Source organism: Mesorhizobium sp. M7A.F.Ca.CA.004.04.2.1 (assembly GCF_004022825.1).
Lineage (GTDB): Bacteria > Pseudomonadota > Alphaproteobacteria > Rhizobiales > Rhizobiaceae > Mesorhizobium.
Window position 1 is genome coordinate 1 of sequence record NZ_RZPH01000037.1, and the last position, 14,751, is coordinate 14,751.

Below are 14,751 nucleotides of genomic sequence, written 5' to 3' on the forward strand. Positions count from 1 at the left end.
AGCGGGCGTTTGCGCTGCCCCTCATCCGCCTGCCGGCACCTTCTCCCCGTACAGTGACGGGGAGAAGGGAAGCACTCCAAGGCCGGTGACCCCCCTCTCCCCGCTTCTTCACGGGGAGAGGGCAAGGTGAGGGGCGGCGCTGCACTCTCAGGCGAAGCGCGGAATCACCTTCCGCCGATGACGCCGATATAGTCCGACACCCAGCGGTAGTACGGCACGCATTGGTCGTTCTGGGTGGCGCATTTCGACACCGGGGTCTTCCAGAACTTGATCTTGTCGAAGTTCTCGTAGCCGTTGGTCTTGCAGCCCTCGTCGGTCAAAAGCTCATTGCCCTTGCAGGCGGCGGGCACCACGGGCAGCGAACCGAACCAGGCCGAGACGTCGCCCTGCACCTTGGGCGACAGCGAATGTTCCATCCACATATAGGCGCAGTTGGGGTTGGCCGAATCGGCTTCCATCATCGTGGTGTCGGCCCAACCGGTCGCACCCTCCTCCGGAATGGTGGACGCTATCGGCTTCTTGGCGGCGACCAGCGTGTTGACCTGGAAAGGCCACGAGCCGGAAGCGACGACGCCCTCGTTCTGGAAATCGTCGACCTGAATGGCGGCGTCATGCCAGTAGCGGCCGACCAGCGTGCGCTGGACGCGCAGCAGGTCGAGTGCCGCCTTGTACTGGTCCTCGTTCAATTCGTAGGGATCCTTGATGCCGAGTTCCGGCTTGTGGAACATCAGATAGTTGGCGGCGTCCGCGACGTGGATCGGCCCGTCATAGGCCTGGACGCGGCCCTTGTTGGACTTGCCGTCCGGCAGCTTCATTTCCTCGAAGACGACATTCCAGCTCTTGGGAGCTTCCTTGAACACGTCGGTGTTGTACATCAGGACGTTCGGACCCCACTGGTAGGGAACGCCGTAATGGGCGCCGCCAACGGTGAACCACGGCGCGTCCTTGAGGCGCTCGTCGACCGTTTTCCAGCTCGGGATGAGATCGGTGTTGATCGGCTGCACGCGCTTGCCGGCAACGAGGCGCAGCGAAGCATCGCCCGAAGCCGTGACGAGGTCGAAACCGCCCTCATTCATCAGCGAGACCATCTCGTCGGAGGTGTTGGCGGTCTTGACGTTGACCTTGCAGCCGGTCTCCTTCTCGAAGGAGGACACCCAGTCATAGCCCTTGTCGGTTTCGCCGCGCTCGATGTAGCCCGGCCAGGCAACGATATTGACCTGGCCCTCGCCCTTGCCAAGTTCCTTGACCTGGGCGACGGCTTGACCGGAGAAGGTCAGCGCGACCGTCAGAGCAGTGCACGACTTCAGGAATGAATTCATTGTCGATCTCCCATTTAGGCGCCTGGCCCCGAAGGCCGGTTTCGGTCTTCGCTAGGGGTCACGCGCGGACTGAAAACTGTCAGTTCGTCCGTTGGGCTTGATGCCGCTCTGATGGCGGCTTTGGTCCCTGAACCGGAAAGTGCTTTGAAAATTCCGGTTTCGCAAATTCATTTATCAGAAGGGCGATATCGGTTTTTCCGATAGGTTGGCAGCCGATCTCTCAGGGACGCTGGCGAACCGTCCGTTGCGACTGGGCAAGACCGATGAAATCGCGCGCGGCCTGCGGCAGACCGGAGCCGCGCCGCCAGACCATGCCGACCTGGACCACCGGCAAGGAGCCGGAAATATCGCGCGATTCGATGCGGTCGCCTTCCAGCGACCAGGGCCGGTAGACGAGGTCGGGCAGCAGCGCCACACCGGCGCCGGTGGCGACCAGACTGCGCACGGCTTCCACGGAACGGGTGCGGAAGGCGACATGCGGCTTGGCGCCGATTGCCGTCAGCAGCTTGCCGGTATTCTCCTCGATCTCGTCGACGGTCAGCATGATCAGCGTTTCGGAGGCAATGTCGCCAATGCTGATAATGTCGGCGCCGACGAGCGGATGACCGAGCGGCAGCCACAGCCGATAGGCCGAGACTTCGAGGATTTCCGACTGCAACGCGGTGCGGTCGCGCAAATTGGAGGTGACCATGACGGCAATGTCGAGCTTGCCGCCAATCAGGAGGTGTTCGAGATAATCGCCATTGTCCTCGATGGCAGAGACCTCGACGCCGGGATAGGCGCGACGGTAGCGGGCGAGCAGATCCGACAGCACATAACCGGCAACCAGCGAGGTGACGCCGAGCTGCAGCCGGCCGGCCGCCACCGCCTGCTCGCCGGAGAAAGAGCGGCGCGCGTCGGAAACGTCCGCGAGGATTTTCGTCGCGTGGCGCAGGAACTGGTGGCCCTTGTGGGTGATGTTGAGGCCACGCGGATGGCGTTCGAACAGTTCGACGCCGAGATCGCTTTCGAGCTCCTTGATCGCTTCGGTGACCGACGACTGCGAGATTGACAGGTTCTGCGCGGCGCCCGAAACCGTGCCTTGCTCGGCGACGGCGATGAAGAACTGCAACTGGCGGATGGTGAAAGCCATGGCCGGACTAAACACGGCGGACGCGATGCTGGGAAGTGGCAACCGGCGAACACTTGACGGCTTCGCCAATCGTAACTAACTAAGTTACATGAAACGCAACAGCCGACTGTCCTCGACCTTGCACATTCTCGTCCACATGGCCGAGAAGCCCGAACAGGCGCTGACCTCCGAGCAGCTTGCCACCTTCATCCACACCAATCCGGTTGTGGTCCGCCGCACCATCGCAGGCTTGCGCGATGCCGGCATCGTCACCTCGTCGCGCGGGCACGGTGGCGGCTGGCTGCTCGGGCGGGCGCCCGAGAAAATATCCCTGGCCGAGATCAGCGTCGCCCTTGGCGAGACGCTGCTGCCGTTCAGCACAGAGCCGGAAAGCCCCGGCTGCCTCGTCGAGCAGGCGGTGATCGCCGTCCTCGACGATTTTCGCATCGCCGCCGAAAGGCTGCTGGCGGAGAAGCTGAGCCGCATCACGCTGGCCGACCTGACCGCCGATTTCCGCCGCCGTTTTGATCTCATTGGAGTCTCCAGCCATGCAGTATGATCTTGCCGTCATCGGCGGCAGCTTTGCCGGCCTGTCCGCCGCCATCCAGGTGGCGCGGGCAGGACGCAAAGTGCTGGTGATCGACGCCGGCCAGCCGCGCAACCGCTTTGCCGAGCATTCGCACGGCTTCCTCGGACATGACGGGCGCGCGCCTGGCGCAATCCTGGCTGACGCAAGGCGGCAGCTGCTGGCCTACCCGACAGCCAGGGTTGTCGACGGGCGCGCCGACAAGGCCGTTGCCGCCGGCAGCAGCGATTTCGAAATCACCACCGATGGCGACGAGACATTCGGTGCCGCACGATTGGTGCTGGCCACCGGGGTGCGCGATATCCTGCCGGAGGTTGCCGGGCTTGCCGAGCTCTGGGGCAGGAGCGTGCTGCACTGCCCCTATTGCCACGGCTACGAGGTTTCCGGCGGGCCGCTCGGCGTGCTCGCAACCGGCCCGATGTCCCTGCATCAGGCACAGCTGATCGCCGATTGGGGTGATGTCACACTGTTCGGCAATGGTCTGTTCGAACCCGACACAGATCAGATGCGCGCGTTGGAGAGCCGAAAGGTGCGGTTTGAGCCCACCAGCGTTGCCGAGCTAAGGGAAGACGGCTCCGGCGGGTTGATCGTCCACCTCGACGATAGCCGAAAGGCCGGCGTCAGGGCGATGTTCACCGCGCCGCGCAACATCATGGCCAGCCCGCTGGCCGAACAGCTCGGCTGCGGCTTCACCGAAGGCCTCCTCGGCCCGGTGATATCAGTCGATGACAGGCAGCAGACGACCGTGCCCGGCGTCTACGCCGCCGGCGACGCGGCACGTTCGATGCACAATATTGCCTTTGCGGTATCGGGTGGCACCTTTGCGGGCGTCTGCGCCCACCAGTCGCTTGTGTTCGGCTAGAACCCGGCTTCCTCGCCGGCGATGCTGAGCCGCGCGCCGGCCTGGGCCAGGGCGGCAGCCAGGTCGTGCGGCGGCGAGCGGTCGGTGGCGAGTTCGGAAAAGCTGTCGAAGCCGCAGACCTGGACCAGACCAAGACGGCCGAATTTCGAGTGATCGGTGATGACGAGGGACCGCTGGCCGCGCGACAGCACCATGCGGGCGAACTCGGCCTCATCCAGATCAAAATCCATGACGCCCATCACCGCGTCGACGCCGCCGGTGGAAATGATGGCGTGGCTGACCGAAAAACGACTGACAAAATCAATCGCCGAGGCACCGAAAGCAGCGCCGGAATCGCTGCGCAGCTCGCCGCCCGCCATATAGACCTTGTTGCCGTTGATGGTGGCCAGGGTGCGGGCAATATCCGAGGAATTGGTGACGACCGTCAGGCGCCGGTGGCCGAGCAGTTCACGCGCAAGGAACGAGGTCGTCGTGCCGGTGTCGAGCATGATCGATTCGCCGTCGCGTATGGTGGCGGCGACCATGCGGGCAATGACGCGCTTGGCGTCGGCGTTCTCACGCATACGCCGCTCGAACGGCGCTTCGCCGATCATCGACGGCAGGCCGATGGCGCCATGCATCTTGAGGACAGAGCCATCACCAGTCAGTGGCTTGACGTCGCGGCGCACCGTCTCGAGCGACACGCCCAGCCGGTCGGCCAGACTGGCGATGGTGACGGTGCCCTCTTCCTGCAGGAGCCGCAGGATCTCGCCGTGTCGTTTGGACTGGGCCATCTGGTTTCCCGAACTGATGCTCCTGACCGATTTTAAGGTAATTCAAGTGCTTTTAAAGGAACTACCTTACGCTTTCGGGCAAAATACCCAAAAAAAGTCACACCTTTTTATTGACAAGCGGGCAGCCCTGGCGTGAAATCGAAGACATCAACAGGCTTCAGATCTGCGACTGGGGGCAGTGCCGCAACTCAGCGATCAGGCCGTTTGGAAACGTGCCTGTTCAAGGAATTTTCAGATCCGCGGGGGCGGATGCCGGGCTCAAAAACCTGGCCAAGGGGCTCGTCGGTGCGGTGCGGGATACCGATCCTGGCGTCCCGCACCGACGAGATCATTTACGTTTCTCCCGCCATCGTTGCGCTGTTCACGGCGCCTTGTCGAAGCCCAGCAAACCAGGGATGTTCCGTGACCGCCGAAGATCGCATCCGCGCCCTGCCCTGCTGGACCGGTAGCATCGAGATCGCACCGCTGCCCGGCGGCCTGAGCAACGCGAATTATGTGGTCACGGACGCGGCCGGACGACATGTCGTGCGCTTCGGCAAGGACTATCCGTTCCACCATGTCTTTCGCGAGCGCGAGGTTATGACCGCGCGGGCGGCGCATGCCGCCGGTTTCGCGCCAGCCGTCCGCCATGCCGAACCAGGCATACTGGTGACGGAATTTCTCGGTGCGAAAACCTATCTGGCGGAAGACGTGCGCGCCAATCTCGGCCGGGTCGCGGCCCTGATGCGCGCCTTCCACCGGGAGATGCCCAATCACGTCTCGGGCGCCGGCTTCATGTTCTGGGTGTTCCATGTCATTCGCGACTATGCGCGCACGCTTGAAGAAGGCGGCAGCCGCAAGCGCAGCGACTTGCCGCGCCTTTTGACACTGGCCGACGAACTGGAGCGCGCGCAGAAACTGCTGCCGATCGTCTTTGGCCACAATGACCTGTTGCCGGCCAATATTCTCGACGACGGCAACAGACTATGGCTGATCGACTTCGAATATGCCGGCTTCAACACGGCGATGTTCGACCTCGCAGGCGCCGCCTCCAATGCCGGCATGAGCGACGAGGAATCCTTTGCCTTCCTGACCGCCTACTTCATGAAGGAACCGGACGAGGCGATCCGCCGTTCGCACGCGGCCATGCAATGCGCCTCGCTGCTGCGCGAGGCGATGTGGAGCATGGTCTCCGAGCTCTATCTCGACGCACCGGGCATCGACTACGTCGCCTACACCGAGGAAAACCTCGCCCGGCTCGACGCGGCACTGGAAAACTACCGGACAAAATACGGGATACAGAAATCATGACATTGCCGAGCCAGGCCGCCATCGTCGTCATCGGCGGCGGCATCATCGGCTGTTCGACGGCCTATCATCTGGCGCGCGACCACAAGGCTGACGTGGTGCTGCTGGAGCAGGGCAAGCTGACCTCGGGTTCGACCTGGCATGCCGCCGGCCTTGTCGGGCAATTGCGCTCGTCGGCGTCTATCACCCGCGTGCTGAAATACTCCGTCGACCTCTACAAGGGACTGGAGGCCGAGACCGGTCTCGCCACCGGCTGGAAGATGACCGGTTGCCTCAGGCTCGCCACCAACGCCGACCGCTGGACCGAGTACAAAAGGCTGGCGACGACAGCAAAAAGCTTCGGCATGGACATGCAATTGCTGTCGCCGGACGAGGTGAAAAGGATGTGGCCGCTGCTGGAGACCGGCGATCTCGTCGGCGCCTCCTGGCTGCCGACTGACGGCCAGGCGAGCCCCTCCGACATCACGCAGTCGCTGGCCAAGGGCGCGCGCATGCATGGCGCCAAACTGTTCGAGGATGTTCGCGTCACCGGCTTCGAGATGAAGGACGGCCGCATCGCGGCGGTGAAGACCAGCAGGGGCGACATCGCCTGCGACAAGGTGGTCAACTGCGCCGGCCAATGGGCGCGGCAAGTGGGGGCCATGGCCGGCATCAACGTGCCGCTTCAGCCGGTGAAGCACCAGTACATCATCACCGAGAAGATCGACGGGCTGGCGACCGACGCGCCGACCATCCGCGACCCTGACCGACGCACCTATTTCAAGGAGGAAGTCGGCGGGCTGGTGATGGGCGGCTATGAGCCTAACCCGCAGGCCTGGGCGACTGGTCTCCCCGGCGACGACGTTCCCAATGATTGGGAATTCAGGCTGTTCGACGACGACTACGACCATTTCGAGCAGCACATGAGCCAAGCGATCGCGCGTGTGCCGGCGCTGGAAACCGTCGGCGTCAAGCAGATGATCAACGGGCCGGAGAGTTTTACGCCGGACGGCAATTTCATTCTCGGCACAGCGCCCGAATGCGCCAACATGTTCGTCGGCGCCGGCTTCAACGCCTTCGGCATCGCCTCGGGCGGCGGCGCCGGCTGGGTGCTGGCGCAGTGGGTGGTCGATGGCGAAGCACCGCTCGACCTGTGGGTGGTCGACATCAGGCGCTTTTCCAACCTGCACCGCGACCGGCAGTGGGTCTGCGACCGCACGCTGGAGGCCTATGGCAAACACTATACGATCGGCTTTCCGCATGAAGAGTATGCCAGCGGGAGGCCGCGCATCGTCTCGCCGCTGTACGAGCGGCTGAAACAGCAGCGCGCCGTATTCGGCTCGAAGCTCGGATGGGAGCGGCCGAACTGGTTCGCACCGCTAGGCGTCGAGCCGCAGGACATCTATTCGATGGGCCGGCAGAACTGGTTCGCGGCGGTCGGCGACGAACACCGGCATGTGCGGGATAAGGTCGGCATCTTCGATCAATCGTCTTTCGCCAAATACGAGCTGACCGGGCCAGATGCGTTGAAGGCGCTGGACTGGATCTGCGCCAACGACGTCAGCAAGCCGGTCGGCCGGCTGACCTATACGCAGCTTCTCAACACGCGCGGCGGCATCGAGGCCGATCTGACGGTGGCGCGGCTGGCCGAAGAGAAGTTCTATATCGTCACCGGCACCGGTTTCCGCACGCATGATTCCTCATGGATCAGCGATCATATCGGCGAAGGGCTCGACGCCAGGCTTGTCGACGTCACCGAGGATTTCGGCACGCTGTCGCTGATGGGTCCTCGGGCGCGCGACGTGCTCTCGGTGGCGACCGGAGCCGACGTGTCGAATGCCGGCTTCCCGTTCGGCCATGTGCGCGAGATTGCCATCGCCGGCCACACGGTTCGGGCACTGCGCGTCACCTATGTCGGCGAACTCGGCTGGGAACTGCATGTGCCGATCGCGGCCACCGGCGAAGTCTTCGACGCACTGATGGCGGCAGGCGAGAAGCATGACATCCGACCGGTCGGCTATCGGGCGCTGGAATCGCTAAGGCTGGAAAAAGGCTATCGCGCCTGGGGATCCGACATCACCCCCAACGACACGCCACAGGAAGCCGGGCTCGGTTGGGCGGTCAAGCTGCGCAAGAACACCGATTTCGTTGGACGGCGCGCGCTGGAAAAGACCAGCGGCGCGGCACTGAAGAAACGCTTTGCCGGCTTCACGGTCGAAGACCCCGAGATCGTGCTGCTCGGCCGCGAAACCATCCTGCGCAATGGCGAGCCGGTCGGTTATCTCAGCAGCGGCGGTTACGGCTACACGCTGGGCAGGAACATCGGCTACGGCTATGTGCGCAACGTCGACGGGGTGAGCGACGACTTTCTCGTCTCCGGCGGCTATGAACTGGTGGTTGCGATGGAGAGGACACCGGCCAATATCCACCTCGAGCCGATGTATGATCCGGCAGGCGCCAGGGTCAAAGCGTAGGTCAAATAACGCGCAAAGCGAGGCCGCGGCTTGGCACGGTGTCGGCTTCGCCCGGCATGGAGACGTAAGGACGCGTTTCCTCAACGCGGGTGACGAGGCCTTGCGCCTCGATCTCGCCGACACGCGTGGCAAAGCCGGCATCCCACAGCGTGTTCTTGACCGTCAGCACGATCACGCCGCCCGGGCGGCAGATGCGGATTAGCTCGTCCAGCCCCGCGACGCCGACATGGCCCGAGGTGAAGACGCCGGCCGAGATGATCCCGGCATAGGCATCATCGGCAAAGGGCAGATGACCGCCGAGCGCAAGGCAGTGGAGCGCGGAATAGACGCCCTTGCGGGCCGCCTGATCCAGCATGCCTTGTGAAATATCGAGTGCCTCGACTTGCGGGTAACCAGCAATATCAAGCCATTCGCCGATGAGCCCGGTGCCGGCCCCGGCATCGAGCAGCGGTGCTGAACCGCGCGGCAGATGGCGGGCCAGCAACGCAAGGCAGATCGTTGGATGGCGATAGCCGGCGGCCGACATGTCGGCGTCATAGGTTTCCGACCAGCGGTCATAGAGTGCGGCCACCTCTTCGGGCCGCTTTGCCGCGTAGGCCGCGCCGAGCGCGCCCTGATGTTTGCTGTCCGCCACTTTTATCCAGTCCGCCAATTTTTGATCTCGCAGTGATGATAGCCAAAGCGCGAAAATTGTGGAACCGTCGCTGCGACAAATAACAGCGTGGGGGCGCAGGCATGGTGACAGACGAGGCGCGTGCCGCACTGGACGCCATTCCCATGCTGGCCGGCTACAGCGGGCCGCTGGAACGGCTGGGCGGCCTCACCAATCTCGTCTTCAAGGCCGGCGACTTCTGCCTGCGCATTCCCGGCAAGGGCACCGAGGAATACATCAACCGGGCCAACGAAGCGGTGGCCGCGCGCGAAGCTGCAAAGGCAGGGGTCAGTCCCGAGGTGCTGCATGTCGACCCCGGTACCGGGGTGATGGTGACACGCTACATCGCCGGCGCCGAAACGATGTCGCCGGAGAAATTCCGGACACGTCCGGGCAGTCCGGCACGCGCCGGCGAAGCCTTTCGCAAGCTGCACGATTCAGGCGCGGTGTTTCCCTTCCGCTTCGAATTGTTCGCGATGATCGACGATTACCTCAAGGTGCTGTCCACCAAGGAGGTCGCCCTGCCCGCCGGTTATCATGACGTGGTGCGAGACGCCGAGAGCGTCCGCTCGGCGCTGGCCGCCCATCCGCTGCCGATCGTCGCCTGCCACTGCGATCCGCTGTGCGAGAACTTTCTCGATACTGGCGAGCGGATGTGGATCGTCGACTGGGAATATTCGGGCATGAACGATCCGCTCTGGGACCTTGGCGACCTCAGCGTGGAGGGCAAGTTCGACGCCGCCCAGGACGAAGAGATGATACGCGCTTATTTCGGCGGCGAGGCGAGGCCGGCGGAGCGCGGCCGCATCGTCATCTACAAGGCAATGTGCGACCTGTTGTGGACCTTGTGGGGGCTGATCCAGCTCGCCAACAACAACCCGGTCGATGATTTTCGCGCTTATGCGGATGGCCGTTTCGCTCGCTGCAAGGCGTTGATGGAGACGCCGGAGTTTTCGCGGCATCTGGCAGCAATACACCGGGACTGAGCCTGGACTAACTCACGCCCTTCGGCACGTTTTCGGGCGGCACAGTGATCTCGACCACTTTCTGGCGATGGAAGATGAACAGGCCGGCGAGAACAACGATGGCCGAGCCGATCAGGATGCGCGGACCGGGAACGTCGCCGAAGAACACCAGGCCGAACACCACCGCCCACAGCAGCAGTGTGTAGTGCAGCGGCGCCAATGTCGAAGCCGGCGCCAGCTTGAGCGCCCTGGTGATCATCAGGTGGGCGCCGCAGGAGACGATACCGAGCAGCAGCATGGCGCCGAGATCGAGTGCCGACGGCGTCTGCCAGGCGCCGATGGTCAGCACACCGCCGACCAGCAGCGTGCCGATGGTTTGCCATGTCACCAGATTGGTGTCGCTGGTGCCACGCAGGCGGCGGTTGAGGATGATGGCGAAGGCGAAGGAGATGCTGCCTACCAGCGCAAAACCCGATGACAGCGAGAACGCCGCCGAGGACGGTTTCAGCATGATCAAAACGCCGCAGAAGCCGAGCAGGATCGCCATCCAGCGGCGCCAGCCGACCTTTTCGCCAAGCAGGAGGTGCGAGAGTGCCGCAACGTAGATCGGCCCGGCCATGTAGAAACTCATCACATCGGCAAGCGGCAGATAGACCACGGCGGCATAGAATAGCGCGGTGTCGAGCGTGGTCATCACCACCCGCAGCAGCTGCAGCTCCAGGCGTTCCATGCGAAACAGCTTGGCCGGGCCCTGATTGGCGATCATCGGGCCGAGCACGAAGAAGGCGCCGATAGAGCGGATCAGCACCACCTGGCCGACGGAGAAGCTGGCGACCAGCCACTTGCCCATGGCGTCGTTCAGCGCAAACAGGAAGTCGCCGGCCAGCATCAGCAGAATGCCGGCCAGAAGCACATTCCTGATCGTCGAATTCTGCGCCACGGGCTGCGTCATGCCGATCCCGATTCCTCCCTAGTTAGCCGCGTCGTAGACGGAAGCGGCGGCTTTGACGAGGAGAAAACCGGAAATCGGCAAGGCCAGCCTCGGGAATCGGCTGGGTCTGCGCGATTCAGTTCCCTTTTGGCTGCGGCCTGAGAATAATGGGCCGATAGATCACCGGCCTGTCCCAGGGGTCGAAAGCCGGGGTGCGTCTGAGCTCCGCACGCCGCTCCAGATCGATGCGCTGCAGACACTCGGCAAAGGCGTCATTCTTCTTGACGAAGCCGTAGGACCGGCATTTCGCTTCGTCGGCGGCGCGGCGGTCCTCTGCCGTCACCGTCGTGCAGCCGGTGCAAAGCACCGTCAACGCCACCGCCATCACAGTCTTGCGCCACATGGAATCCTCCTCGAATAAAAGTGGAGTCTTTATGTAGACTTATTTCCGGACGGGCGAAGCTCAGACCCTTGATGCAGATGCGGTGTCCTATTGGTCCTGATGCGAATGGTGCCGTCGGTTCACAAGTACCGGCCTTCCGTCGATGGACAGCCTGGTTTCCTGCTTCGTCCGCTCCGCCACCACCTTGCCCCTGGCGATGACGCACAGGCGTTCGGCGCGCAGGCGCAGGGCCTCCACCGGATTGCCGGCATCGAGGACGACCAGGCTGGCGCGCTTGCCGACCGCCAGGCCGAGATGATCGAGGCCCATGATCGCGGCATTGACGTTGGTGACCATGTCGAAGCAGCGCGCCATCTCCGCCGGGCTCGACATCTGAGCGACGTGCAGGCCCATGAAGGCGACATCGAGCATGTCGGCGGTGCCTAGCGAATACCAGGGATCGAGCACGCAATCCTGGCCCCAGCCGACGCGAATGCCGAGCGCCAGCATTTCCTTGACCCGAGTCAGGCCCCGGCGCTTCGGGAAGGTGTCGTGGCGGCCCTGCAGCATGATGTTGATCAGCGGATTGGGAATGACCGAGACGTCGGCCTCGGCGATCAGCGGCAGCAGCTTCGAGACATAGTAATTGTCCATCGAATGCATCGAGGTGAGGTGCGAACCGGCGACCTTGCCCTGCAGACCAAGGCGCTGCGTCTCATACGCAAGCTGTTCGATGTGACGCGACAGCGGATCATCGGTCTCGTCGCAATGCAGGTCGACCATCAGGCCGCGCCTGGCCGCGATCTCGCACAGCTCCGTTACCGAGCGCGTGCCGTCGGCCATGGTGCGCTCGAAATGCGGGATGCCGCCGACAATGTCGACGCCCATGTCGAGCGCGCGAATGGTGTTTTCACGCGCCGATGGAGCGCGATAAAACCCGTCCTGCGGGAAAGCGACCAGTTGCAGGTCGATATAGGGAGCGACCGTCTTCTTGACCTCGAGCAGCGCCTCGACCGCCAGCAGCCTGTCATCGCAGACATCGACATGGGTGCGGATTGCGAGTAGGCCCATCGACACCGCCCAGTCGCAATAGGCCAATGCGCGATCACGCACCGCCTCATGCGTCAAAAGCGGCTTCAACTCGCCCCATAGCGAAATGCCTTCGAGCAGTTAACCCGACGCATTGATGCGCGGAATGCCGTAGGAGAGCGTCGCGTCCATGTGGAAATGCGGATCGACGAAGGGCGGCGAGACCAGGTTGCCGCGGGCGTCGACCTCGGTCCGCGCAGGACCCTGCAGGGTGGGCTCGATCGCCGTGATCGTCTCACCGTTGATGCCGATGTCGGCAACCCTGCCATCAGGCAGTGTGCCGCCGCGAACGATAAGGTCGAAAGCCATCTGTCGTCATCCCGTCAAAAGAATCATCTGATAGTGCCGAGGCTGAAAATCGCATCCCGTCGATGCCGCTTGCAACAGCGGTTTGTCCGCGGCGGCCGCGGATGGTTCCATCCGGCCGCAACTCCCTCTATAAGCCGCCTTCGTTGTCCCGGTTTCAAGGATCCGCCGTTTGTTTCGTTTCTTCCGCTCGACGGAAAACCAGCGCCTCGTTGCGAGGTTGATCCGGGAATCCTTTTATCAGCACAGGTTTGGCTACGGCGCCGCGATCTTGTCGATGCTTGTGGTGGCCGCCACGACCGGCGCCAGCGCCTGGATTCTCAAAGAGATCACCGACGAATTCGTGGTCTTCAAGCGGATTGACCGCGTCAACCTGATTGCGGCGGGGGTCGCCACGATCTTCATTCTCAAGGGTCTCGCCAACTTCATCCAGGCTTATTTCATGAGCCGGGTCGGCAACGCCATCATCGCCGATCGCCAGCGCAAGATCTACGACCGCATCCTGGCGCAAGGCATCGAATTCTACCATTCGACCTCGTCGTCCGACCTGATCACACGCATGACCAACAATGCGCAGGCGGCGCGCAACGTGCTCGACCTCGTTGTCACGTCCTATGTGCGCGACCTGTTGTCGCTGGTTGTCCTGGTAGGAGTCATGGTCTGGCAGCAGCCAGCCTTGTCCATAATCTGCTTCGTCATCGGCCCCTTGGCTATCTACGGGGTCAACCGCATCCTCAAACGTGTTCGCAAGTTCGCCGCGATGGAGTTTCGCTCGGTCGGCCAGATCGTGCAGGTGATGCAGGAAACGGCAATCGGCGTGCGCGTCGTCAAATCCTTCAACCTCGAAGGCGCAATGCGCAACCGCATGTACAAGGCTGTGTCGGACGTCGAGAACCGGGCCAACAACATCGCGACGCTGGAGGCTGCGACAAGCCCGGTGATGGAGACGCTGGCCGGGCTGGCTATTGCCGGGGCCATCTTCGTCAGCGGCTTCCTGGTCTTGCAGGGCGGCCAGATGCCGGGAAACATCATGGCCTTCATCGGAGCGCTCCTGTTTGCCTATGAGCCGGCAAAGCGCCTTGCGCGCGTGCGCATATCGCTGGAAAGCGGTATTGTCGGCGTGCGCATGATGTTCGAGCTCGCCGACCAGCCGCTGACTCTGGTCGAGAAGCCCGACGCGAAGCCGCTTCTGGCCGGACCGGGCGAGATCCAGTTTGACGCCGTCGACTTCGCTTATCAGAATGGGCCGCCGGTGCTGGACAGGTTCGATCTGACGCTTGCGCCCGGCAAGATGACGGCGCTGGTCGGGCCTTCCGGCGGCGGCAAGTCGACCGTTCTGAACTTGATCATGCGCATGTACGACCCGAAGAGCGGCAGGGTGCTGCTCGACGGCCAGGATATTTCCCATGCGACGCTCGCATCGCTGCGGGAAAAGATCGCCTATGTCAGCCAGGATACATTCCTGTTTGCCGGCACCATCATGCACAACATCCGGCTTGGGCGCGAGGGTGCGACCGACGAAGAGGTGATCGCCGCCGCCAAGGCGGCCAACGCCCATGACTTCATCAGCGCACAGGCGAAAGGCTACGAGACGGATGTGGGTGAGAATGGCGGCCTGCTATCGGGCGGCCAACGCCAACGGATCTCGATCGCACGCGCCATGCTGCGCAATGCCGAGATCCTGCTGCTGGACGAAGCGACCAGCGCGCTTGATGCCGAATCGGAAGCGCTGTTCCGCGACGCGCTGCAGCAATTGACGGAAGGCCGCACGACGATCGTCATCGCGCACCGTCTATCGACGGTGCACCAGGCAGACACGATCGTGGTGCTCGAAGCCGGCAAGGTGGTGGAAAGCGGCCCGCACAAGACCTTGCTCAAGCAGGGTGGGCTCTACCAGAAGCTTTATGAGTATCAGTTGATGCCGTAGCACACTCTTCCCTTCTCCCCTTGTGGGAGAAGGTGGATCGGCGCGCAGCGCCGAGACGGATGAGGGGTGTTCCAGCGGAATGAGGCGTTGGTGTTTTCTGGAACACCC

The 14,751-nt window shown here is 63.1% G+C and carries 12 protein-coding genes and 1 pseudogene; 6 read left to right on the forward strand and 7 right to left on the reverse strand.

Annotated elements, in window-relative coordinates; translation table 11 throughout:
* Window positions 1-164: 164 nt before the first annotated feature.
* Window positions 165-1,319, reverse strand: coding sequence for an ABC transporter substrate-binding protein (locus EN893_RS03435; RefSeq protein WP_128361401.1), 1,155 nt, complete (start codon window positions 1,317-1,319; stop codon window positions 165-167).
* Between the two features lie 220 nt (window positions 1,320-1,539).
* A complete protein-coding gene (locus EN893_RS03440; RefSeq protein ID WP_013528025.1) occupies window positions 1,540-2,451 on the reverse strand; it encodes a LysR substrate-binding domain-containing protein in 912 nt (303 codons plus the stop codon).
* 88 nt (window positions 2,452-2,539) lie between these two features.
* Here EN893_RS03440 and EN893_RS03445 point away from each other — a divergent pair, with 88 nt between their 5' ends.
* Both EN893_RS03445 and EN893_RS03450 read left to right on the forward strand, forming a co-directional pair.
* Window positions 2,540-2,989, forward strand: coding sequence for an Rrf2 family transcriptional regulator (locus EN893_RS03445; RefSeq protein ID WP_024503367.1), 450 nt, complete (start codon window positions 2,540-2,542; stop codon window positions 2,987-2,989).
* Entirely contained in the window at window positions 2,979-3,878 is a 900-nt protein-coding gene (locus tag EN893_RS03450) for an NAD(P)/FAD-dependent oxidoreductase (RefSeq protein ID WP_127267467.1), read from the forward strand. The genes EN893_RS03445 and EN893_RS03450 overlap by 11 nt, the downstream gene beginning before the upstream one ends.
* Here the strand turns inward: EN893_RS03450 and EN893_RS03455 are convergent.
* Window positions 3,875-4,651 carry a DeoR/GlpR family DNA-binding transcription regulator gene (locus tag EN893_RS03455; protein ID WP_027039687.1) on the reverse strand — a complete coding sequence of 259 codons (777 nt, stop codon included), beginning with the start codon at window positions 4,649-4,651 and terminating at the stop codon, window positions 3,875-3,877. The two genes, EN893_RS03450 and EN893_RS03455, sit on opposite strands and share 4 nt — an antisense overlap.
* Window positions 4,652-5,053: 402 nt before the next feature.
* Here EN893_RS03455 and EN893_RS03460 point away from each other — a divergent pair, with 402 nt between their 5' ends.
* Together EN893_RS03460 and EN893_RS03465 are read left to right on the forward strand one after the other, a co-directional pair.
* Window positions 5,054-5,941, forward strand: coding sequence for a phosphotransferase family protein (locus EN893_RS03460; RefSeq protein WP_127267468.1), 888 nt, complete (start codon window positions 5,054-5,056; stop codon window positions 5,939-5,941).
* Window positions 5,938-8,391, forward strand: coding sequence for an FAD-dependent oxidoreductase (locus tag EN893_RS03465; protein ID WP_127267469.1), 2,454 nt, complete (start codon window positions 5,938-5,940; stop codon window positions 8,389-8,391). The genes EN893_RS03460 and EN893_RS03465 overlap by 4 nt, the downstream gene beginning before the upstream one ends.
* A gap of 1 nt (window position 8,392) precedes the next feature.
* Here the strand turns inward: EN893_RS03465 and EN893_RS03470 are convergent, their stop codons facing one another.
* Window positions 8,393-9,025 carry a class I SAM-dependent methyltransferase gene (locus EN893_RS03470; RefSeq protein ID WP_164748694.1) on the reverse strand — a complete coding sequence of 211 codons (633 nt, stop codon included), beginning with the start codon at window positions 9,023-9,025 and terminating at the stop codon, window positions 8,393-8,395.
* A 101-nt stretch (window positions 9,026-9,126) separates the two neighbouring features.
* Here EN893_RS03470 and EN893_RS03475 point away from each other — a divergent pair, with 101 nt between their 5' ends.
* Window positions 9,127-10,029 (forward strand): phosphotransferase family protein, encoded by a 903-nt coding sequence (locus tag EN893_RS03475; protein WP_127267471.1) that lies wholly within the window; start codon window positions 9,127-9,129, stop codon window positions 10,027-10,029.
* A gap of 7 nt (window positions 10,030-10,036) precedes the next feature.
* Here the strand turns inward: EN893_RS03475 and EN893_RS03480 are convergent, their stop codons facing one another.
* The 3 genes and pseudogenes from EN893_RS03480 to EN893_RS03490 form a co-directional block, all read right to left on the reverse strand.
* Entirely contained in the window at window positions 10,037-10,960 is a 924-nt protein-coding gene (locus EN893_RS03480) for a DMT family transporter (RefSeq protein WP_127267472.1), read from the reverse strand.
* Window positions 10,961-11,075: 115 nt separating this feature from the next.
* Window positions 11,076-11,342: a hypothetical protein gene (locus EN893_RS03485; RefSeq protein WP_127267473.1), complete on the reverse strand. Its 267-nt coding sequence runs from the start codon at window positions 11,340-11,342 to the stop codon at window positions 11,076-11,078.
* Window positions 11,343-11,429: 87 nt separating this feature from the next.
* Window positions 11,430-12,719, reverse strand: a pseudogene (locus tag EN893_RS03490) (amidohydrolase family protein).
* Between the two features lie 169 nt (window positions 12,720-12,888).
* Here EN893_RS03490 and EN893_RS03495 point away from each other — a divergent pair.
* Entirely contained in the window at window positions 12,889-14,643 is a 1,755-nt protein-coding gene (locus tag EN893_RS03495; RefSeq protein WP_127270800.1) for an ABC transporter ATP-binding protein, read from the forward strand.
* The last annotated feature ends 108 nt before the right edge of the window (window positions 14,644-14,751 follow it).